General features: G+C 70.6%; 18 protein-coding genes. 6 read left to right on the top strand and 12 right to left on the bottom strand.

Annotated features, from left to right (window positions below):
- Window positions 1-59 precede the first annotated feature (59 nt).
- From ABEA87_RS28260 to ABEA87_RS28230, 7 genes are all read right to left on the bottom strand, one after another.
- Window positions 60-884, bottom strand: a complete 825-nt coding sequence (locus tag ABEA87_RS28260) for a carbohydrate ABC transporter permease (protein ID WP_345634677.1) — start codon at window positions 882-884, stop codon at window positions 60-62.
- Complete coding sequence (locus ABEA87_RS28255) at window positions 881-1,756, bottom strand: carbohydrate ABC transporter permease (RefSeq protein WP_345634675.1); 876 nt, start codon at window positions 1,754-1,756, stop codon at window positions 881-883. Before ABEA87_RS28255 ends, ABEA87_RS28260 begins: the two co-directional genes overlap by 4 nt.
- Before the next feature lie 7 nt (window positions 1,757-1,763).
- On the bottom strand, window positions 1,764-2,564 hold the full coding sequence (locus ABEA87_RS28250) for a sugar phosphate isomerase/epimerase family protein (RefSeq protein ID WP_345634673.1): 801 nt from the start codon (window positions 2,562-2,564) through the stop codon (window positions 1,764-1,766).
- Between the two features lie 86 nt (window positions 2,565-2,650).
- Entirely contained in the window at window positions 2,651-3,952 is a 1,302-nt protein-coding gene (locus ABEA87_RS28245) for an ABC transporter substrate-binding protein (protein ID WP_345634671.1), read from the bottom strand.
- A 38-nt stretch (window positions 3,953-3,990) separates the two neighbouring features.
- Complete coding sequence (locus ABEA87_RS28240) at window positions 3,991-4,353, bottom strand: DUF4286 family protein (RefSeq protein WP_345634669.1); 363 nt, start codon at window positions 4,351-4,353, stop codon at window positions 3,991-3,993.
- Between the two features lie 214 nt (window positions 4,354-4,567).
- A complete protein-coding gene (locus ABEA87_RS28235) occupies window positions 4,568-5,311 on the bottom strand; it encodes a GntR family transcriptional regulator (RefSeq protein ID WP_345634667.1) in 744 nt (247 codons plus the stop codon).
- A gap of 80 nt (window positions 5,312-5,391) precedes the next feature.
- The gene (locus tag ABEA87_RS28230) at window positions 5,392-5,883 is read right to left on the bottom strand and encodes a helix-turn-helix domain-containing protein (RefSeq protein WP_345634665.1); all 492 of its coding nucleotides are present in this window, start codon (window positions 5,881-5,883) and stop codon (window positions 5,392-5,394) included.
- 20 nt (window positions 5,884-5,903) lie between these two features.
- Here ABEA87_RS28230 and ABEA87_RS28225 point away from each other — a divergent pair, with 20 nt between their 5' ends.
- On the top strand, window positions 5,904-6,278 hold the full coding sequence (locus ABEA87_RS28225; RefSeq protein ID WP_345634663.1) for a Rossmann-fold NAD(P)-binding domain-containing protein: 375 nt from the start codon (window positions 5,904-5,906) through the stop codon (window positions 6,276-6,278).
- A gap of 461 nt (window positions 6,279-6,739) precedes the next feature.
- Entirely contained in the window at window positions 6,740-7,828 is a 1,089-nt protein-coding gene (locus ABEA87_RS28220; protein ID WP_345634661.1) for a hypothetical protein, read from the top strand.
- Window positions 7,829-8,080: 252 nt separating this feature from the next.
- On the opposite strand, the gene ABEA87_RS28215 is transcribed toward ABEA87_RS28220, so the two are convergent.
- A complete protein-coding gene (locus ABEA87_RS28215; RefSeq protein WP_345634658.1) occupies window positions 8,081-11,212 on the bottom strand; it encodes a trypsin-like peptidase domain-containing protein in 3,132 nt (1,043 codons plus the stop codon).
- 89 nt (window positions 11,213-11,301) lie between these two features.
- Between ABEA87_RS28215 and ABEA87_RS28210 the strand changes: the two genes are divergently transcribed.
- The 4 genes from ABEA87_RS28210 (at window position 11,302) to ABEA87_RS28195 (ending at window position 13,547) form a co-directional block, all read left to right on the top strand.
- Window positions 11,302-11,649: a CU044_2847 family protein gene (locus ABEA87_RS28210; protein WP_345634656.1), complete on the top strand. Its 348-nt coding sequence runs from the start codon at window positions 11,302-11,304 to the stop codon at window positions 11,647-11,649.
- Window positions 11,649-12,374 (top strand): hypothetical protein, encoded by a 726-nt coding sequence (locus ABEA87_RS28205; RefSeq protein ID WP_345634654.1) that lies wholly within the window; start codon window positions 11,649-11,651, stop codon window positions 12,372-12,374. The genes ABEA87_RS28210 and ABEA87_RS28205 overlap by 1 nt, the downstream gene beginning before the upstream one ends.
- A gap of 103 nt (window positions 12,375-12,477) precedes the next feature.
- Window positions 12,478-13,008, top strand: coding sequence for a hypothetical protein (locus tag ABEA87_RS28200; RefSeq protein WP_345634652.1), 531 nt, complete (start codon window positions 12,478-12,480; stop codon window positions 13,006-13,008).
- 161 nt (window positions 13,009-13,169) lie between these two features.
- Window positions 13,170-13,547 (top strand): hypothetical protein, encoded by a 378-nt coding sequence (locus ABEA87_RS28195; protein WP_345634650.1) that lies wholly within the window; start codon window positions 13,170-13,172, stop codon window positions 13,545-13,547.
- Window positions 13,548-13,577: 30 nt separating this feature from the next.
- Here the strand turns inward: ABEA87_RS28195 and ABEA87_RS28190 are convergent, their stop codons facing one another.
- The 4 genes from ABEA87_RS28190 to ABEA87_RS28175 all read right to left on the bottom strand — a co-directional run bounded on the left by ABEA87_RS28190 (window position 13,578) and on the right by ABEA87_RS28175 (window position 18,973).
- The gene (locus tag ABEA87_RS28190) at window positions 13,578-14,387 is read right to left on the bottom strand and encodes a dienelactone hydrolase family protein (RefSeq protein WP_345634648.1); all 810 of its coding nucleotides are present in this window, start codon (window positions 14,385-14,387) and stop codon (window positions 13,578-13,580) included.
- Window positions 14,388-14,542: 155 nt separating this feature from the next.
- Entirely contained in the window at window positions 14,543-16,258 is a 1,716-nt protein-coding gene (locus ABEA87_RS28185; RefSeq protein ID WP_345634646.1) for a CopD family protein, read from the bottom strand.
- 319 nt (window positions 16,259-16,577) lie between these two features.
- Window positions 16,578-17,234 carry a polysaccharide deacetylase family protein gene (locus tag ABEA87_RS28180; RefSeq protein ID WP_345634644.1) on the bottom strand — a complete coding sequence of 219 codons (657 nt, stop codon included), beginning with the start codon at window positions 17,232-17,234 and terminating at the stop codon, window positions 16,578-16,580.
- A 209-nt stretch (window positions 17,235-17,443) separates the two neighbouring features.
- Window positions 17,444-18,973, bottom strand: coding sequence for an endo-1,4-beta-xylanase (locus tag ABEA87_RS28175; protein ID WP_345634641.1), 1,530 nt, complete (start codon window positions 18,971-18,973; stop codon window positions 17,444-17,446).
- Between the last annotated feature and the right edge of the window lie 140 nt (window positions 18,974-19,113).

Below are 19,113 nucleotides of genomic sequence, written 5' to 3'. Positions count from 1 at the left end.
GTATCGAGCGGGCGCCGCACCCGGCTCGGGTGAACGGGCGCTACGGCCCGGGTGGACAGCTACCCCCGTACCCCGCTCAGCGCCATGGTGTCCTTCAGGTGCCGCTCGATGAGCAGGAACGCGATCATCGCGGGCAGCGCGATCAGCGTGGCGGCCGACATCAGCAGCGGCCAGTTCGTGCCCGACTCGCTCTTGAACAACGACAGCCCGACCGTGACGGTGCGCATCGACTCCGACCGGGTCACGATCAGCGGGTACAGGTAGCTGTTCCAGGAGCCGATGAACACGAAGAACGCGGACACCGCCAACGCCGGCCGGGACAGCGGCACCACCACGTGCCACATGATGCGCAGCAGTCCGCAACCGTCGATCACGGCCGCTTCCTCCAACTCCCGCGGGATCGTCTCGAAGAACTGCCGGAGCAGGAAGATGACGAAGCCGTTGGCCAGGAACGGCACGGTCAGCGCCTGGTAGGTGTCCACCCAGCCCAGCTTGTTCAGGAACACGAACAGCGGGATCAGCAGCACCTCGCCCGGAATCATCAGGCTGCCCAGCACCACCAGGAACAGCAGGTTGCGGCCGCGGAACTTCAGGCGGGCGAAGGCGAATGCCGCCGGTACCCCGAAGACGAGGTTGCCGGCCACGGTGATGGCCGCGATCAGCACGCTGTTGAAGTACCACCGCAGGAACGGCCCGGCCCGCTCCACCTCGGCGAGGTTGCCCCAGTGCCAGTGCCGGGGCAGGAACGTCGGCGGCCACGTGACCACCTCGGTCGACGGCTTCAGCGCCGTCACGATCATCCAGAGAATCGGGAACACCACGACGAGCGCGAGGAACACCTTCAGCACGTTCGACACGGTGCGCAGCACCACGGTCGACTTCATTGATAGAACACCTTCGACCCGACCCAGCGTTGCTGGACATATGTCAGGGCGCCGAGCACCAGCATCAGCACCACGGCCATGGCGCAGGCGTAGCCGACGTGGAAGTACGAGAAGCCCTGCTTGTACAGCTCATAGACGACGACGTTCGTGCTGTTCAGCGGTCCGCCACCGGTCATCAGATCCACCTGCGAGAAGACCTGGAACGAGTCGATGACGCCCAGCACCAGACAGAAGAACAGCTGAGGGCCCAGCAACGGCAGGGTGATCCGGCGCAACCGCCGCCAGTACGACGCCCCGTCCAGGGCCGCCGCCTCGTGGTACGACGGGTCGATCCCCTTGATGCCGGCCAGCACGATGAGCATGAAGTAGCCGAACTGCCGCCACACCGACGGGATGGCGATGCCGAGCATCGAGGTCGACGGGTTGCCCAGCCAGTCCTGCCGGCCCAGGCCCACCAGGTGCAGGCCATAGTTCAGGATGCCGAAGTTGGGGTCGAGGATCCACACCCACACCACCGACACGACCGGGATGCTCACCACGAACGGCACCGTGAAGGCCAGCCGCAGCACGGTGGAGCCGGCGCTGCCCCGCTGAATCAGCAGGGCAGCGCCGATCGCCAGCACGAGGCTGGTCGGCAGGGTCAGCACCACGTACAGGCAGGTGTTGCGCAGCGACCGCAGAAAGTCCCCGTCGGTGAACAGGTCGAGGTAGTTCCTCAGGCCGGTGAAGTCGCTGCTGGGGGAGATGCCGTTCCAGTTCGTCAGGCTCGTCCACGCCGCGTTCACCGTCGGATAGAAGACGAACAGGCCCAGCAGGATCAGGCTCGGCGCGAGGAACAGCAGCGGCATCCAGCGGTAGACGCGTGCGGTCACGGCTGGATTACCTCCCGACGAGCGAACCGAAGCGGTCGCGCAGCAACTCCACTGCCCGCTCCTGGCGCGGCGGGGGGCCGAACTCGAACACGCCGTACCCCTGGAAGTCGAGCTCCTCCAGAACCTGGAAGAACGGCTCCCACTCGATGGTGCCGTCCCCGATCGGCAGATGCTCGTCGATCGGTCCGCCGTGGTTGTCGTGCAGGTGCAGGTGCCGCACCCGCTTGCCCAGCCGCCGCAGCGCCTCGGCCACGTTCAGCCCCGCCTGGTGCGCGTGCCCGGTGTCCAGGCACACTCCCTTGTTGTCGGCGTCCCACTCGTCGTGCAGCTGGATGATGCCGTCCAGCGTCCAGGTGTCCTCGAAGTGCACGTTGGTCTTGATGAGGTTCTCCACCATCACCCGGATGCCCCGATCCGCGCCGAACGCGGACAGTTCCTCGAACACGTCCTGCTCCAGGCGCTTCATCCGGGGCCAGAACTCCGCCGGGTAGTACCCGTGGATGCCGGGGTGCACGTTGATGGCGGTCGCGCCCACCCGGTCGGCGATGCGGATCGCCCGCATCATGTCGGCGCGGGCCGCCTGGTACGCGCCGTCGTTGAGCGAGGCGATGTTCAGGTCCCGGAAGGGTGCGTGCACGCTGTACTCCACGCCGCTGGCGCGTAGTGCCGCCAGCGCGTCGAGGTGCTCGTCGGTCACGATGTCCATGGCGAAGTCGACCGACAGTTCGAATGCCGTGATGAACGAGGACGAACTCTTGATCTGATCGATGTTCATTATCGACGTCGCCGCCGAAGGGGTGAGCTTCATGTTCTCTCTATCGTTTCCTGGTTGCGGTTCGTGGGATGGCGGGCGGCGGCGCCGGATCGCCTCGCCGCCGCCCGCGTCGTCCAGGGTCAGTTTGATTCGGAGATGACGTCCTTGGCCTGGCCGACCGCCTTGGTGAGGTTTGCCTGGGGCGTGCCCTGGCCCCTCATCGTCGACTCGAAGGCGTCCGCGAGGTCATCCGCGATCTCGTTGTAGTTCGGCAGGTTCGGCCGTGACCGCGTGTAGGGCATCTGTGCCGCCGCCACCGCACGCCGCGGGTCCGCGCTCTGCCACTGCTTGAGGGTGTCGGTGTTCCACGCGGCCTGGATGCCCGGCATGTAGTTGGACACGCTGGTCCACTTCGCCGCGACGTCCGGGCTCGTCCACCACTTCATCAGCTCGGCCGCGGCCTTCTGCTGTGCCGGTGGCGCGCCGTTGAAGACGCCGAGGTTGTAGCCGCCGAGGCTGTAGACCTGCTTGCCCATGGTCGGGAACTGGGCCTCGCCGACGTCGAACTTGGCCGCGCTGGTGATGGCCTGCACCGCCGTGGAGGACTGCTCGAACATCGCCACTTTGCCGGCGGCGAACAGGTCGGTCAACTGGTCCAGCGAGGAGTCCGTCTGCACCATCTCCGCGGACTTGGTGTTCAGCAGATCCTGGTACTGCTTGAAGGTGTTCACCGCCTGCGGCGAATCGAACAACGCCTTGTTGTTGGCGTCGTTGAACAGCTGCGCGCCGCTCTGCCACAGCCGCACCTCGAGGATCCAGGGCGCCTGAGCCGGGAACGCGTACCCGAAGGTGTCGGTCTTACCGTCGCCGTTGGTGTCCTTGGCCAGCTTCTGCGAGTCCTGCTCCAGCTGCGCCCAGGTCTTTGGCATGTCCTGCGGCGAAATCCCGGCCTGCGCCAGCAGGTCCTTGTTGTAGTAGAGGACGTTGGAGTTGTAGCCCAGCGGCACGGTGTAAAGCTTGCCCTGGTAGGAGTTCGCCGTCGCGATGGCGGGGATGATGGACTTCTGCACGGCCTTGGCGTCGTTGGCCGACAGCAGGTCGGAAATCGGGGCCAGGGCGCCGTCCGTGGCCAGCTGACCCATCTGGGTCAGCTCGAGCTGGGCGATGGCCGGTGGCTTCTTCGCCGCCACCGACGTCTGCAGCGCCTGCAGCATCGAGTCGTACGGCTGGTAGACGAGCTTCACCTTGATGTTCGGGTGCGAGGACTCGAAATCCTTGACCAGCGAACCGAGTTCGGTCTCCAGCGGTCCGGTGAAGGTGTTCCAGAACTGGATCGTCACGGGGGCGTTCGAGGCGGTGCTGTTGTCGCTGCTGCCCGCTCCGCAGCCGGCGATTCCGCCGAGCAACAGCAGTGGGATGGCGGCGGCAAGTGCCTTTCTCACGTTGTACTCCTGAGTGAGTGGAACGAGTTCGTGGTTGGTCAGTCGGAATCGGCCACGGTGGAACCCTCGGGCGCCGGCGCGCGCCGTTGGGGTTCGCCGAGCGGCTCGTACATCCGCACGATGCTGACCGAGGTGTCGATAGCGGTGGACTTGGTGCGGCCGGGCGCGGTGTCCCGGATCGTGTCGAGCGTGGCCGCGATGTCGTCGGACTCGATCTCGTAGACCGCGAGGTAGCGCGGCCCTTCCGATGGATCGGCGTCAACGAGCCGGAAACGCTGGCCACTGATGAAGCCAGGCATCCGCAACACCTCTGGCACGTGGACCGTGTCGTACCACTCGTTGAACTCTTCTTCCGAGCCGGGTGACGGGCTGGTCTGGACGATCTGGAGGTACCTGGTCATGGCTTCCTCATCTAGCTGTTCGGCGTGCATGCCGCCCGGCGGCCCGGCGAGGCACCGGGAGCCGCTGGTTCGCACCAGGGATCGCTTTGGCGAGCGGCGTTGGTTCGTGTCCTGCGGTAATGACCCGCGACCAACGCTGACTCATCTAGATGACGTGCCCCGAGCCTGAGTCTGAACGACGTGTAAACCTTGGCGAGTAGAACTCGCAACCTCACTACCTGCGGTAACGCACCCATGAGGCGCGCTCGGCGAGGATGCGGCGGCGGACGTAGTAGACCGCGTTGCCTTCGGCGTCCACGCTCACGCCGTCGCGCACGATCAGCGGCGCCCCGGGGCGCGCGCCGAGGTGCTCGACCTCCAGCGCTCCGGCCGCCGCGGCGGAGAAACCACGCCAGTCGTAATACAGCGTTGTCCCGTAGTTTTCCCGGAGGTTGGCCGCCAGGGTCGCCTGCGGAACCCAACGGTCGGCCAGCCCGTCGAAGCGCCGGGCGTCGATCCAGTAGCTGCTGACCGCGAAGGGGTCTCCGCCCGAGCCGACCAGGGTGTCCAGGCGGCCGATCTGGCCGCGCTCGACGGACAGGTAGCCGGCGGCGGCCGGATACGGGTCGGGCTGGTAATCGAGGACGGATTCGGTGACGTCGTCGTTGACGATGCTCTTGATGGAGGCGTGCACGCTGCCCTCGTCCACCTGGGTGCCCGGATCGACGGAAATCTCCAGCACTGGGGACGGATCGGCCACGAACGTGCCGCTGCCGTGCCGGATGTTCACCATGCCGATCTGCTGCAACTGCGCGAGGGCCTGGCGTACGGTCAGCCGGTTGACGCCGAACTCGGCGACGAGCGCCGACTCGGTGGGCATCCGCTGGCCCGGCAGCCACTCGCCGGAGTTGATGCGGTCCTGAAGCTGATTGGCGATGGTGCGATACACGGACTCGCGCCCGGGCCCCCGACGAGACATGGCCGAAGTGTATTACCGTCCCATCCGCAAATGGCCAGACCGATTTCCGTTAACGCTCCGGTACCGGCAGTGACCACCGCTCAGGAGGCCCGCAGCCGCCCGTCGCAGCCGCGCAGGGGTGGCAGGCGGTCGGCGAAGTAGGCGACCGGCGTCACGCCCATCATCGCGCGGAACTCGGCGATCAGGTGGGAATGGTCGTAGTACCCGGCGGCAGCGGCGACCCGCGCCCAGCGGCGGGCAGGGGTAGGCGCCCGGTCGAGTACCCGGCGGACCCGCATGATGCGCTCGAACCGGATGGGCGGCAGCCCCACCTCATCGCGGAACACGTCGCGCAGCCGTCGCTTGCTGACCGCGAGAGCCGGCAGGCGAGGACCGGCAACCGCAACCGCTCGCGCTGCGCGTCGAGTCCGGTCAGCGCCTCGGCGGCGGTGCGGACCAGTGGCACCTGCCCGGGGAGCGCGAGCTGTGCTCGGCCGGCAGGTCCTGGACGATCCTGCGCCCGTCCAGCTTCGGCTCCAACGCGCTGCGTTGGGCGCAACCGATCCGGTCCGGGCACCCGATCCCGAACACAACCGGTACCGGGGAACAGGACGTGGTCGACCCGCGCGACGTGGCCGAGCTGGCGGTGCGCGTGCTGACGTCCGATGAGCACGCGGGTCGAGTGCTCACGCTGACGGGTCCGCGGATGTTGAGCGTCCCGCGGCAGGCGGCCGTACTGGGCGAAGCCCTCGGCCGGACGCTGACCACGGTCGAGGTGCCGCTCGCCACCTACCGGGAACGGCTGTTGGCCGCCGGCGTCGAGCCGGCCTTCGTCGACGTGGCCGTCAACGGTTCCCGGCTGGTCGCGGCCGGCGGCAACGCCAGACTCAGCGACGACGTGCGGTTGGTGCTCGGCCGTCCACCTCGGACATTCGCGGGCTGGGCCCGCGACCACCGGCACGCCCTCGATGCCGGATCCCCCGCGTAGCGGGCGAATCGCTGGATTAACGGCGGCCAGATCGTCCTTGCGGCCAAAGGTGTTGACCCGCCGCGACACGGCCCGAGGCCGGACGCACTGAGCACTGTGGACACCGCCACCTGGGGAAATCCCGACTCACCCGACCGAGCCCCGCTCGGCGACAGCACAGCTGGAAATGTTACGGCACCTGACCGTCAGATCAGGATGGCGGGTGCCGCATCGGCACCGACCATGTATGCGAATAGAGTGCGCCTAAAACTCGCCGGCGGATCGGAATTGCTATGCATGCCCACGACCCGTGTTCGACATGTGGAGGACCATCCGACGCAGGGCGGTGCGCCCGCTGCCTGGATGAGGCTAGCGACCGGCGCTCCACGGCCCTGGTGCGCCCGTACATCGGGCCGATCACCGAAACCGTCGCCGATCGGACTGCTACCGACGACCCGACGGAGGGAGGGGCCGCCGACGCCGTGGCCGCGCCCGGTAGGCACCGGGACGATCGGCGGACGGCCGCGGACGCCGACCAGGGCGATCAGCGGAAGCCGCCGGTACGGCGGACCCGAAAGATCCTGATCCTTGGTGGCGCGATCCCCGCGGCCGCGGCGCTCGCGGTGGTGTTCGCCGTACTGCCGAGCCACGGTTCTCCGGATTCCGCCAGCGACACGGTCGACGCGGCGGCCGGTGGCCTACCCGGCCCGGACACCGTCACGACGGCACCGGTCACCGGTCGGCTCAACCCATCGGCCAACGCTTCGGCCCGAACGCCGTCGGGCAACGCTTCGGCCCGAACGCCATCGGCCAACGCTTCGGCCCGGACGTCGACGCCGACGCGGCACCAGGTTCCCGGGGGCCCGACCGGGCCGGCGGGAACCGGCGGACCGCCCAACCCGGGCACCGGACCGACCACGGCGACGGTCGCACCCCGTTCCGGGTCGGCGCCGCCGGCCGTGGACGCGCAGGCCACCGGCAAGGGGACCAGCCCGCTGACCGTGAGGGTGACGACCGCGACAGCGGACGACCTGCTCGTCGCGTTCGTGGCGGGCGACGCGCCGGCCAGCACCAAACAAAAGGCCACGGTATCCGGCGGCGGGCTGACCTGGACGCTGGCCGGACGCACCGACGCCCAGTACGGCACCGCCGAGGTGTGGACCGCCCGGGCATCCGCGGCGGGCACCGCGGTGTCGGTGCGCAGCGCCATGTCCACCACCGGGTACCAGCAGGAACTCACCGTCGTCGCGTTCCGCTCCTCCGCTGGGATCGGTACCGTCGCCGAAGCCAACGCGGGTACCGGTGCGCCGCACGACACTCTCACCACGACCGCGGCCAACTCGTGGGTGTTCGCCGTCGGCAACGACTGGGACCGGCTGGTCAACCGTACCGTCGACGGTGGACAGACACTGGTCGCGCAGGCCGCCATCAACGATTCCGGCACGTACTGGGTCCAGTCCACGACCGGCCCGACCACGGCCAAGGGTACGGCCATCACCATCGGCGACACGGCGCCCACCAACGACCGGTGGAACCTGACCACCGTCGAGATCCGCGGCAACGAGGGGTAGCCGCCCCGATCGGTCCGGGCCGCTCCGATCGGTTCGGGCCGCTCCGATCGGTTCGGGCCGCCCCGATCGGTCCGGGCCGCTCCGATCGGTTCGGGCCGCTCCGCCACCACCGGGCGGCCCGGACGATCGGAATGCCAGGTGGCGCAAGGCAACTCGACCAACCTGACCGAACCCGCGACCGCGACGGCGACCGCGACGAAGCTGCGCCGTCGGGCGCGCGCGGTGACGTCGAGGGCTCACCGAGCGGCGGCCTCAGTCGTCGAGATCGGCGCGGCCGAGCCGTCCGCGCCGGCCCGACCGTTCGCGCCATCGCGCCAGCAGGCGTTCCCGCTGCCCGACGTCGCCGAGACGCTCCAGGCTCCTGGCCGCCGCGAGCTGCCCGGTCCGGCCCAGGTGCTCGTCGGTCGCCAGGGTGCCCAGGGCCAGCCGGGCGACCCGCTCGTCCGCCCGTGCCCCCAGGAGGTTGCCGACCCGCAGCCGATCGGTCGGGCTGTTCGAGGGGTCGCGCATCAGCAGCACCAGCGCGCGACCGAGCCGCCACTCGTCCAGCGGGTAGTACGTCGCGATCGCGGCCGCGAGGCGGTCGACGAACGCGCGCCGGTTGTCGGCCACGACGTCGCCCATCCACGTGTTCGCCAGCGGGGGACCGGAGAACGTGTGGCGCAGCCGAGGTTCGAGCGATTCAACGGTGGCGTCGGACCGGTTGAGGTTGCGGCTCGACGCGAAGGCGAGCAGGCCCAGCGCGCCGTGCCGGGCCCGGCGGCCACGGGTGGGGTCGAGCGCCACGGACAGCAGCGTGAGCACCGCCAGCCGGCCCTGCCCCAACTCGTTCAGCAGGGCCAGGGCGCTGGATCGGGCCTCGGTGCGCCGGTGGTCGATCAGCGCGTCGCGCAGCACGCGTGAGATCAGCTCCCCGTCGGTCTCGCTGTCCTGCTCGGCCAGCACCGCGCAGGCGGCCACGCGGTAGTCCAGCCGGCCGTGGGTCGCCAGCCGGCGCAGTGCCTGGCGGCCGTGCTCGGCCACGGTGTCGATGGCGCTGTCGGCGAGAACGGCCGCGATGCCGAGCCGCTTGGGCGTGGAGACCCACCGGCTGGAGGCCAGCCGGAACAGCTCGTCGGGCCGCGGCGAGCGGGCCAGCAACCAACCGACGACCTCCGGAAGGTCACGCTCGATGAACCCGCCGAGTGGGAATGCCGGGCGCAGCCGGAGCAGGCGCAGCGCCGTGGAGAAGAACCGCTGGCCGCCGTCCGTCCCCAGCGGCATGCCGTCGGAGAGGATGGCGGACACGATCGGCACGCCGGTGTGCCGGAGATTCCAGCGTGGCATCAGCAGGCGGCGCAGCAGGGGCAGCGGGTCGAAGTCGCGACCGACGGCGCGGGCCAGGGTGAACATCGCCAGGCTGCGGACACCGCCGTCGCGGCGGGCGGTGCGGGCCCAGGCGCGCCAGGAGAACCTGGGCGCCTCGGAGGCGGGGGCGGCGGCCAGATATTCGGCGAAGCTCTGGTGGATGAAGTCCAGCCGGTCCCGCACCGGCACCAGCAGGCCGGTGCTGGTCAGCAGCCCGGACACGTGGTCGTCCAGGTTCCGCACGGCCCCCAGCCAGGCCCGGTGCGCCCGGAGGTACCCGACGGCGCCGGGTATGGACGGCAGCTCGTCGGCGCACAGCCGGCGGTCCGCGAGGTGCTCCAGGCACGTCTCGGTGTCCCGGTACAGGAACTCGGTGATCTGCTCGTCGGTGAGCCGGCCGGACAGCCGGTCGCGTAGCTGCTCGGCCAGGCGCAGCCGGTCCTGCCGGTCGTGCATGAGGTAGTCCACGAACTTCCGGTAGATGCCGGTGCGGTCCTCGGGCAGCGGGGCGTCGGGGTTGTATTCGTAGACCACCGCGGTGATGGTGGCCAGCAGGGGGGATTGCAGCAGCGGGGCGAGTTCGCTGCCGTCGACCTTGCGCAGGAAGTCGGCGGTGAACTCGTCGGTTTCGCGCGGCCGGCGGGCGCGGAACCAGCGGACGGCGAACCGCCGCAGGTCCATCGTGTCCAGCGGGTTGAGCAGGTAGTCGCCGAGCCGGTCGGTCTCGTGCCGGGGCACGTGCGCGCCGAGCCGTTCCAGCTCGCCGAGGGGCAGCGGCCGGCTGGTGACCAGGTACCGGAAATCCTGGTCGTAGCCGCCCATCCGCAGCGCGAGGGTGTCGATCAGCTCGCGGCGCCGGTCGGCGTCGAGGATCTCGTCGAGCCCGTCGACCAGGATCAGCCAGGTGACCCCGGGCATCGGGCGGCTGTCGAACAGTTCGGGGGACAGCGGGTGGTCGATCAGCCCGCGCAGGTCGGCGGTGACGGCCTGCGCGAGGGCCTGCCGCCACGGCCGGCGGGTGGTCAGGGCGACCGCGGGCACCCGCACGGCGACCACCCGCCCGAACGGGGGTGGCTCGTCGCCGCCGGTCAGCCAGTTGGCCGCGGTGTTCCCGGCGATGTTCTGCAGGAGGGTGGTCTTGCCGGCGCCCGGGCCGGCGATGACCAGCGCGTGCCGGTGCCGGGTGAGGATGTCGGTCGCCGGCCGACCGGTGACCGGCCGGGCGACGGGCAGCGTCTCGCCGAGGGGACCGGGCACCTCGCCGCTGCTCCGGGCGCGGGCCCGCAGCCGAACGTACACTTCGGACAGTGGTGGCATGTTCCCGTCGACCAGCCGGTACGGGAACCGGTCGGCGGCATGGGACTGGGCGGCGAGCAGTTCACGCAGCCACGGTGCGCCGGGCCGGCGCAGCGGCTGCTCCAGCGGGGAGCGCAGGTCGAGGGTGGTGGCGTGGCGGCGCAGGGCCTCGAAGATGCTGGTGGCGCCGACCATGTACCCGCCCTGCTGCTGCTCGTAGTCGCGGGATGCCTTGAGGATGCCGTACACGATGCCGGTGGACGGATCGACGATGGCGCTGCCGCTCATGCCGGGCGGTACCCGGTCGTTCTTCAGCCGCAGGTACCGGCCGCTGAAGCCGGTGACGTCCAGGCGCAGGGTCTCCTGGCCCACCGACTCGTCCGGCGAATACTCGCTGAACCCGTACGCGTCGACCTCGCTCGGCGTGATCGGGCTGTCGGGCAGCGGCGCGTACGGGTGGTTGACCGCCTCGCTGACCTTCACAAAGCACAGATCGGGGAAGGGATAGTGCGTCTGGCCGGGGTCGGGTCGTTCCGGATCGCGCGCGATGACCCGGCCGGGGATGCGCAGCTCGCCCCACCGCACGGTGAGCTGCTCCGGCCGCCCCCACACCACGTGCGCGCAGGTCAGCACCACGCCGCGCTGGATGAAGAAGCCGCTGCCGAGGAACTCGTCACCGTCGAACAGGGCGACGGCGCAGCGGCGGGTCTGTGCGGCGGGATCGGTCTGGAGCGTGGGCATGCCCGAACCATCACCGCCATCGGATCGACGCGAGTTCATCAGATGGTACTAAAATCGTTCCACCTGCCCGCACCCGCAGAGAGGCGGCCATGCCCGACCCGACGGATCGGTCCCGTGTCCTGCCGGTCGACATGCCCGATGGTTCGGTGCTGCATGTCGAGGTCCTCGGCGGCGGCGGGGGCGACGCCACGGCCGGCCGGCGGATCCGGTTCGCCGACCTGCGCGACGACATCGCGAACATGACCCGGCTGGTCACCGACGCGGTCGCCGGCGCCAAGATAGCGGCGCCGCGCCGGATCAGCGTCGAGTTCGGGGTGAAGCTGACCGTCGAGTCCAACGCGCTGGTCAGCGTGCTGGCCAAGGTCGGGGCGGAGGCGAGCATGGTGGTGCGGCTGGAGTGGGAGGAGCCCCCGCCCACCGGTTCCGATCCGAGCTGATGGCCGGCGACCGGCAGGGGGCCGGTGAGCCCGCGCCCGCCGATCGCGGGCCATCACCCCCAGAGTCGCTCATCGACGAGGTCTTCGTGCCGGCGATGCGGCGGTGGGAGCGGCATCAGGCGCGGGCCAACCGCAACTGGGCCACCAGGTCCGCGCGGCGGGTGCTGTCCGCGGCCGGGCCGACCGCATCCCGTACGGTGCGCCGGACCGCCCGGTTGGCCGAACGGTTGGGCCGTTGGGTAGGGCTGTGGCAGTTCCTGTGCGTGGTGGCCCTGCTCGACACGCTCGGCGGCTGGCCCGACCTGTCCCGGCGGCTGCACCCGTACCCGCCGTTCGCGCTGGTGTCGGCCGAGCCGGTACGGCGGCTGGGCGGGCAGATCCAGCGGCTGACCGGGGACCTGTCGGACCCGTTCCTGCCCCGGCTGACCAGGGCGCTGCCGGAGTCGTGGCAGTGGGCGGGTGGCGGTATTTACCTGGTGTGCCTGGTGGTCTGCGTGACGGTGGTCCGCCGGTCCTGGCGGATGCCCCGGGCGCTGTCCCCGATCGTGCTGGTCGTCGGGTGCGGTGGGTTCGCGGCAACGGCCCTGGAGGTGATGCACCTGTTGGCCACGTCGCTGTCCGGGGTGGCCCGCGCGGTGGAGTCGCTGACCATCACCGGGGTCGCCGTACTCATCGGGGCGACCTATGCGAGCCTGCGGCTGCTGGGGGGCCGGCGCCGGCCCTGACCCTCATGCCGCTGCCGGCCCGCCGGCCCGGTATTCGTTGCTGGGCTCGCGGCCGGCCGGTATTCGGTTGCCGGGCCGCCGGCCGGCTCGGGAAAATGGGCGGATGAGGATCAGGTTCCCGCGGCTCGCCGACGGCCGGCGTTCCTATTCGGTGGTCGAACGCTCGGACGGGGTCCGGTTCCGGGTCCGTCAGGGCGTTGCCGGGCCGGCGATCCCGCACGACCTGGTGCATCTGGTGGTGGACAGGGAGCTGGGCGAGGACGGCGGGTTCTGGGGCGCGGTGGCCGCGGGCGCGGTGTTCGCGAGCATGGATCACCTGGACGGTCGGCGGCCCCCACACTCCGAGCGGCGGTCCATCGAGGTAATCCGTGGCCGGTCCGGCCGGCTGCACCGGGCCGAAATGGTCGCCGAGCTGGTGCAGCTGTGTGCGCGGCGGCGGATGACCACGCCCGATCAGGTGCGCCGGGCCGCCCGCGAGGTCCTGGCCACCCTGCCGGACTCCGCGGTGGACGAACGGCGGGTCGCCGCCGCCGCCGAGGCGCTGCGCGAGACGGAGCTGCGCTGGGCGGCGCTGCCCGTCGGCGAGGAGCTGGTGGTCGACTGGCCGGAGGGGCACTCGCGCCGCCGTCGGTGACCGCGCAGCGGGGACGTTACCGCTAGGAGTCAGTCTCGTCACCGCCTCTTCAGGCGGGACCCGTATCCCCGCTATCCGACGATCAGGAAGTGTCATTCCGTGGCTTGGCCGGTCACTCCCAGCGAACCGCTGGCGGCGAGAGGCGAAACGGGGCGGCGCTCGTGCGATACCAGTTCCATCGGACACGCGCCGGCCTGGTGATCTGGCGACTCGTCGGCAGGAACAATCGGATTCTCGGCGTCTCGCCACAGGAGTTGGACGACCTGGCCGCGGCCGCGGCCGCCGCGATGGTGGTCCGTGATCGGGTCGGTCAGGCGACCGTCGAGGTGTCTCCCGATCCGGTGCTGAAGTGGCGCTGGTTCATGACCGATGTCGACGGCCACGAACTGGCCAAGGCGGCCCGGTCGTACGAGCGGCGGACCGAATGCGACCAGGCGGTGGAGCGGTTCGTGGAGACCGCGCCGCACGCCGACATCGACCCGGTGCTCGGGCGCCGCGGACGGTTCTGGGCGAGGGATTCCCCCGGCTCCCGGTCCTGACCGCGAGCACGGACCACGACCGGGCACGGGTCAGGACCTGAGCACCCCGTCCAGGAAGCCCACCGCGGCCTCCCACGCCTGACCGGCCGCCTCGGCGTGGTACCGGTCCGGGTTGCTGTCGTTGTGGAAGGCGTGCCCGGCGCCGGGGTAGACGATCGCCCGGAACGGCTTGCCGTGCTCCGCCATGGCCGCCCGGATGCCCGGCAGCATCGACGTGATCCGCTGATCCGTCTCGCCGTAGATGGCCAGCGTGTCGCCCGCGATGGTGGCGACCGCGTCCGCGTCCGGGGTCGGGCCGTAGAACGGGACGCCGGCCCTGATCCGGGCGTCGCGGGTGAGCATCCGCCAGGTGACGCCGCCGCCGTAGCAGAACCCGACCATGCCCAGCCGGTCCGCTCGGACACCGGAGGCGCCGGCCACCTCGGAGACGACCCCCTTCAGGTACGCCACGACGTCGTCCGCGGCGATGCCGGCCAGCGCCTTGGTGACCTGGTCGGGCTCGAACGCCCCGGTACCGCCGAGCGGGGCCAGCAGGTCGGGCGCCACCGCCAGGTACCCGTGCCGGGCCAACCGCCGCGCCGTGTTGCGCACGTACGGCGTGAGCCCCTTGTTCTCGTGGATGACCAGCACGGCCGGTACCGGGGCGGCCGGCGTTGCGCCGGTGCCGAGCGGGCGGGCCAGGTACCGGGCGTCGTCGGCCTCCACGTCCACCTCGTCCTCGGCGACGTACACCGCCGGGTCTCCTGGGTAGCCGGTCCGCTGTGCCGGTCCCGTGCCGGCTGCGATGCCGAGGCGGGCGTCCTCCGCGAGTTCCGATTCAAGGTAGGTCCACAGGTCCATGATTGCGTTCTACCGCAGCGTCGCCCGGAGCGCATCCGACGATCGTCGGCCACGGACGATCGTCGCCCGCGGGCGTGGCGGCGCCACGTCGGCCGGACCGGCCGGGTTGCGCCGGCCGGCCCGATCCCGCGTCGGCGGGCGATGGTTGGGTGAGGTCAGGCGTCGACCAGGTCGGGCTCCGGCTCGACCGCCGGTGGCGCCGATCGGGTGCGCTGGTCGGTCAGCCGGCGGGAGACCCGGAACGAGCTGAACAGCGCCGCGGCCACGAGCAGGGTCCAGCCGATGCCGTACAGCCAGGTCGTCCACCGCACCTGCGGGGTGGGCGCCTTGGGCAGCTTCGTCGGCGGCTTGGCCGCGATCGGTAGGTCGAACGTCGCCGGTGCCGCGTTGTCCACCTGCACCCCGACCTGCCAGTCGCCGACCACCGGCGTGTAGTAGCCCGAGACCCGGTAGTTGTCCCCGCCGGTGGCCACGGCGGTGACCTGCTGCGCGGCTACGCCCAGCTTGCTCGAGGCGAAGCTCACCGTGACCTGCTTGGGGCTCGGACCGCCGTCGACCTTGATCCGGTAGTCGAGCAGCCCGGGCTGCAGCGCCGACGGGATCAGCTCGACCGTCGAGCCACCCGCCTGAGCGGTCTGCGCGAACACCTCGGGGCTGGCCTGGAACGCCTGGTTGCGGGCCGAGCCGCCGAGCAGCGGGGCGATGAACAGCACCAACAGGCCGAGGATCACCTCGACGGCGATGGTCGTGCGGAAGTGCCGCACCAGGGTGTCGCGGAGTCCCCGGTGGTCGCCGGCCGCGTGCTGCGCGTCGATGCGCGGCATCAGCCAGAACTGGTTGGCGCCGCCGAGCAGGACCAGCGCCGCCACGACGATCAGCTTCACCAGCAGCGTGCGCCCGTACAGCGTGGTGACCAGCTGCTGCACGCCGTCGATGTGTACCCAGTAGAGCCACAGCCCGGACAGCACCAGCACGCCGACGGCGGACATCGCGCTGGTGGAGAACCGGCGGATCGCGCTGGGCCAGAAGCCGCGGCGCACCTGCGCCGGTACCGCGCCCAGCGCCAGGATGAGCAGGCCGGCCAGCCCGCCGATCCACACCCCGCCGCCCCACAGGTGGAAGACGTACAGCACGGTGTTGAAGATGGTGCGCGGCCAGTCGTCCCCGCTCGACGTGGGGATCTCGCGTCCGGCCAGCTCGCCGAGGCCGCACAGCAGGCCCGCGCCCATCAGCCAGGTCCTGACCGACGGCCGGGCGCGCACGAACGCCAGCGGGATGAGGCACAGCGCGGCCAGCGCGGTCAGGGCCAGCCGGGCGCCGACGAGATGGCCCGAGGCGTCCGCGCCGAGCGATGGCCAGATGGAGCCGAAGTCGAACTGGCCGTCGTCGAAGGCGAGTTCGGCCAGGGTCGTGGGCACGAACACGGCTATCGCGACCGCGGCCAGGCGTACCAGCCAGCGGTCGGTGCGCTCCGCCAGGGCCGGGTCGCCGAGCCGCCGGGAGATCGGCGCGCTGACCAGGAACCGCAGCACCAGGGAGCCAACGAAGATCATGATCGCGATGATCGGTACCCACTCGACGAGGTTGTCGCGCAGCGAGCCCAGCGGGGTGTCCGGCTTGGGCTGGACCACCGTGGCCGGGGAGGCGGCGCCACCGGTCACGTCGAAGGCGAACGCGCCCGAGTCCGGGCCGGCGGACCACGAGACGAGGTAGACGCCGGTACCCAGCGACGGGAGGTCGACGCCGAGGGCGCCTCCGCCTACCGGGGCGAGCGCGCCGCCGGCGACCTGCTTGCCGGCGCTGTCCATCACCGAGGCGGTACCGGTCGTGGCCGGGTCCCCCGGGATTACTTCTAGTCGCGACGGCGCCACTTTCAGTGCCTCATTCGCGGCCGGAACGGTGTGGGCAGGTCCGGCAGAGGGCGCCGCGTCGGCCGGCGTGGCTCTCCACCAGGACCCGGCCACAATGGCCAGGAGCAGCAGGGAAACGGCGCCCAGGCGCCTCTTTGTTAGGTAAGGCATAGTTAGGTAAGGCTAAGCTATACAGCCATCCCGGGGGAGCGCGAAATTTGAGACATGGGTCATCGCCGGCCGGCTGAACCGGCCGGGCGATCTGACCGTCTGTAGTGGACCGCCGCCGGTAACGCGCCGGTGACGGTCCGGTGACACGCCGGTTGAGCGGGTGCGAGGGTCACCCGTTCGGGTGGTCACGGTGCGATCGAGGCGGGGCGGACAGGCTGACCGGCCGCAGCGCGCGGTCCTTGATCGCCTCGATGATCCGCGGTACCGCGGCTACGGTCTGTGACCGGTCGCCCCCACCGTCGTGCAGCAGCACCACCGCGCCGTCGTGCAGGCCGGCGAGCACGTCGCCCTCGATGGCGGCGACGCCCGGCCGGGTCCAGTCGCGGCCGTGCACGCTCCAGAAGACCGGGGTCAGGCCGGCGGACTCGATGCTGTCGATCACGTCGGCGTCGACGCGCCCCTCGGGCGGTCGCACGCAGCTGGGGTCGTGGCCGGTGACCTCCCGGATGAGTCGCCGGGTCCGGTCGATGTCCACCCGCCGCCGGTCGGCGGGCTGATCGGTCATCCGCACGTGTTCCCACGCGTGTACCTGCACCGAGCAGCCCAGCCGGACCATCCGCCGGAGTATCCGCTCGTGACCCCTGATCATCCTGCCGAGCACGAAGAACGTGGCCGGTGTGCCGCTCTCCTCGAGCAGGTCGAGTACCTGGCCGGTCCAGGTGGGGTCGGGGCCGTCGTCGAAGGTCAGCGCTACGCAGCCGCTCTCGTAACGGAGATCGGCGAGGTGGGTGGCCGGCGTCTCGATGAGCCGGTGACCGGTGTCCATCTGTCTCCCCCGTGAGGTTCGGCAGGTCTGGGTCGTGGCGCGGCGCCAGACGCGCCGAGCCAGACGGTCGTTCGGGTCTCGGACCGCGCCGCGGGCGGACCCGGTCGAGCGGGGTCCGCCTCGCGGTTCGGTCGCGTGCTGGGTGAGGGTGCCGGCCCGGGTGGCCTGTGTTGCTGCCCGGACCCTCCCGGGCCGGCACCGGTTCGGGGTCAGCCGAGGGCGCAGGCTCGGCCGTTGAGGCTGAAGCTGGTGGGTGCGGCGGTGTTGCCGGTGTGGTTGGCCTGGAACCCGATGGTGGTGGAGCCACCCGCGGGCAGGCTGCCGTTGTAGCCGAGGTTGGTGGCGGTGACCGGCCCGCTGGTGGGGGTGTACGTCGCGTTCCAGCCGGAGGTGATGGTCTGTCCACTGGGGAGGGTGAAGACCAGGGACCAGCCGTTGATGGGAGTGCTGCCGGTGTTGGTGATGGTGAGGTTCGCCGTCAGGCCGGTGTTCCAGGCGCTGATGGTGTCGCCGACCCGGCAGCCACCGGCGCCGCCGGTCGGGGGAGCCGTGGTGGGGGGTGCGGTGGTGGGGGGTGCGGTGGTGGGCGGTGCGGTGGTCGGTGGAGCGGTGGTGGGGGGCGGGGTGCTGCCGCCGCTCAACGCGGTGACCACGGAGTTGTACGCGGTCTTGGGCTGGTAGTTGCTGTCGTACATGGTGGCCGCGCCGTAGCCGGGGAAGGCGCTGGGGATCCAGGAGTCGGGGTCACCGACGGCCCACTGCGACACGCCGACGCAGCGGGAGATGGCCAGGCACCACTTGACGACGTTGCCGTAGTCGGTGGCCTGTTGGTTGAGGTTGGCCTGGCTGGCCGGGGTGGGCATGCGGTCGTCGAGTTCGGTGACCGCGACGTCCAGGCCGAGCGCGGCGAAACGTTGCAGGTTGGCCTGCATGGTGGAGGGCACCTGGCCGACGATGAAGTGGCTCTCGAAGCCCACGCCGTCCAGCGGTACGCCCTGGGATTTCAGTGAGGAGACGAGGTTGTACATGGCGTTGGCCTTGGCGCCGCTGCCCTCGATGTTGTAGTCGTTGAGGTACAGCTTGGCGTTGGGGTCGGCGGCCCGCGCGGTGCGCAGCGCGTCGGCGATGTAGCCGGTACCCATGGCCTGGTAGAAGACGTCGGTGCGCAGGTTGCCGCTGTCGTCGAAGGGTTCGTTGACGACGTCCCAGGAGTAGACCTTGCCCTTGTAGTGGGTGACCTCGTTGGTGATGTGGGCCTCCATGGCCGCCTGTACCTGGTTGGTCGGCAGGCTCGACACCCAACTGGGCAGTTGGCTGTGCCAGACGAGGTTGTGCCCGCGCACCCGCATGCTGTGCGATTGGGCGAAGGACACGATCTGGTCGCCGGGGCCGTAGTTGTAGGACCCGTTGCCGGGCTCGGTGGTGTCCCACTTCATCTCGTTGCCGGGGGTGACCATGTCGAACTGGGCACCGGCCAGGTTGGTCACGGTGGAGTTCGACAGCATGTTCTGCGTCACCGCCGTGCCGAAGTAGCGACCCTGCGCCTCGGCCAGTTGGCGCAGGGGCGAGGCGGCCGACGCGGGGCTGGCCGCGAAGACCGCGACCATCGCCGCCGCGGCGACGCCGCCGACGGTGGCGGTCAGGGTCGCGGCCAGCCGCCGCCGGCGGGGACGCCGGGGCGCCCGGGCCGGCCCGGGCGGCAGTGACCGGTGCGGATCGGGGCCAACATCCGTGGCCATGGACGGTGTTCCCTTCTATCGGGGGGTGTGCGTCGCCATCGGGGAGCGGGGACGAAGGCACCGGGGAGGTGCCGAAAAGTTTCGGAAATGATGGCGACGCATGTCGATAATCAGCACCGTAGATGTCTTCGAGTCTCCGG

This window comes from Rugosimonospora acidiphila (assembly GCF_039543385.1).
Classification (GTDB): Bacteria; Actinomycetota; Actinomycetes; order Mycobacteriales; family Micromonosporaceae; genus Rugosimonospora; species Rugosimonospora acidiphila.
This window is presented reverse-complemented; position numbering and strand designations above follow the sequence as displayed.

Coding starts and splice junctions, on each gene's coding strand:
- ABEA87_RS28260 (WP_345634677.1), bottom strand. CDS start 884: ATGAAGTCGACCGTGGTGCTGCGCACCGTGTCGAACGTGCTGAAGGTG.
- ABEA87_RS28250 (WP_345634673.1), bottom strand. CDS start 2,564: ATGAAGCTCACCCCTTCGGCGGCGACGTCGATAATGAACATCGATCAG.
- ABEA87_RS28240 (WP_345634669.1), bottom strand. CDS start 4,353: ATGACCAGGTACCTCCAGATCGTCCAGACCAGCCCGTCACCCGGCTCG.
- ABEA87_RS28235 (WP_345634667.1), bottom strand. CDS start 5,311: ATGTCTCGTCGGGGGCCCGGGCGCGAGTCCGTGTATCGCACCATCGCC.
- ABEA87_RS28215 (WP_345634658.1), bottom strand. CDS start 11,212: ATGCCCACGCTCCAGACCGATCCCGCCGCACAGACCCGCCGCTGCGCC.
- ABEA87_RS28210 (WP_345634656.1), top strand. CDS start 11,302: ATGCCCGACCCGACGGATCGGTCCCGTGTCCTGCCGGTCGACATGCCC.
- ABEA87_RS28205 (WP_345634654.1), top strand. CDS start 11,649: ATGGCCGGCGACCGGCAGGGGGCCGGTGAGCCCGCGCCCGCCGATCGC.
- ABEA87_RS28200 (WP_345634652.1), top strand. CDS start 12,478: ATGAGGATCAGGTTCCCGCGGCTCGCCGACGGCCGGCGTTCCTATTCG.
- ABEA87_RS28190 (WP_345634648.1), bottom strand. CDS start 14,387: ATGGACCTGTGGACCTACCTTGAATCGGAACTCGCGGAGGACGCCCGC.
- ABEA87_RS28180 (WP_345634644.1), bottom strand. CDS start 17,234: ATGGACACCGGTCACCGGCTCATCGAGACGCCGGCCACCCACCTCGCC.
- ABEA87_RS28175 (WP_345634641.1), bottom strand. CDS start 18,973: ATGGCCACGGATGTTGGCCCCGATCCGCACCGGTCACTGCCGCCCGGG.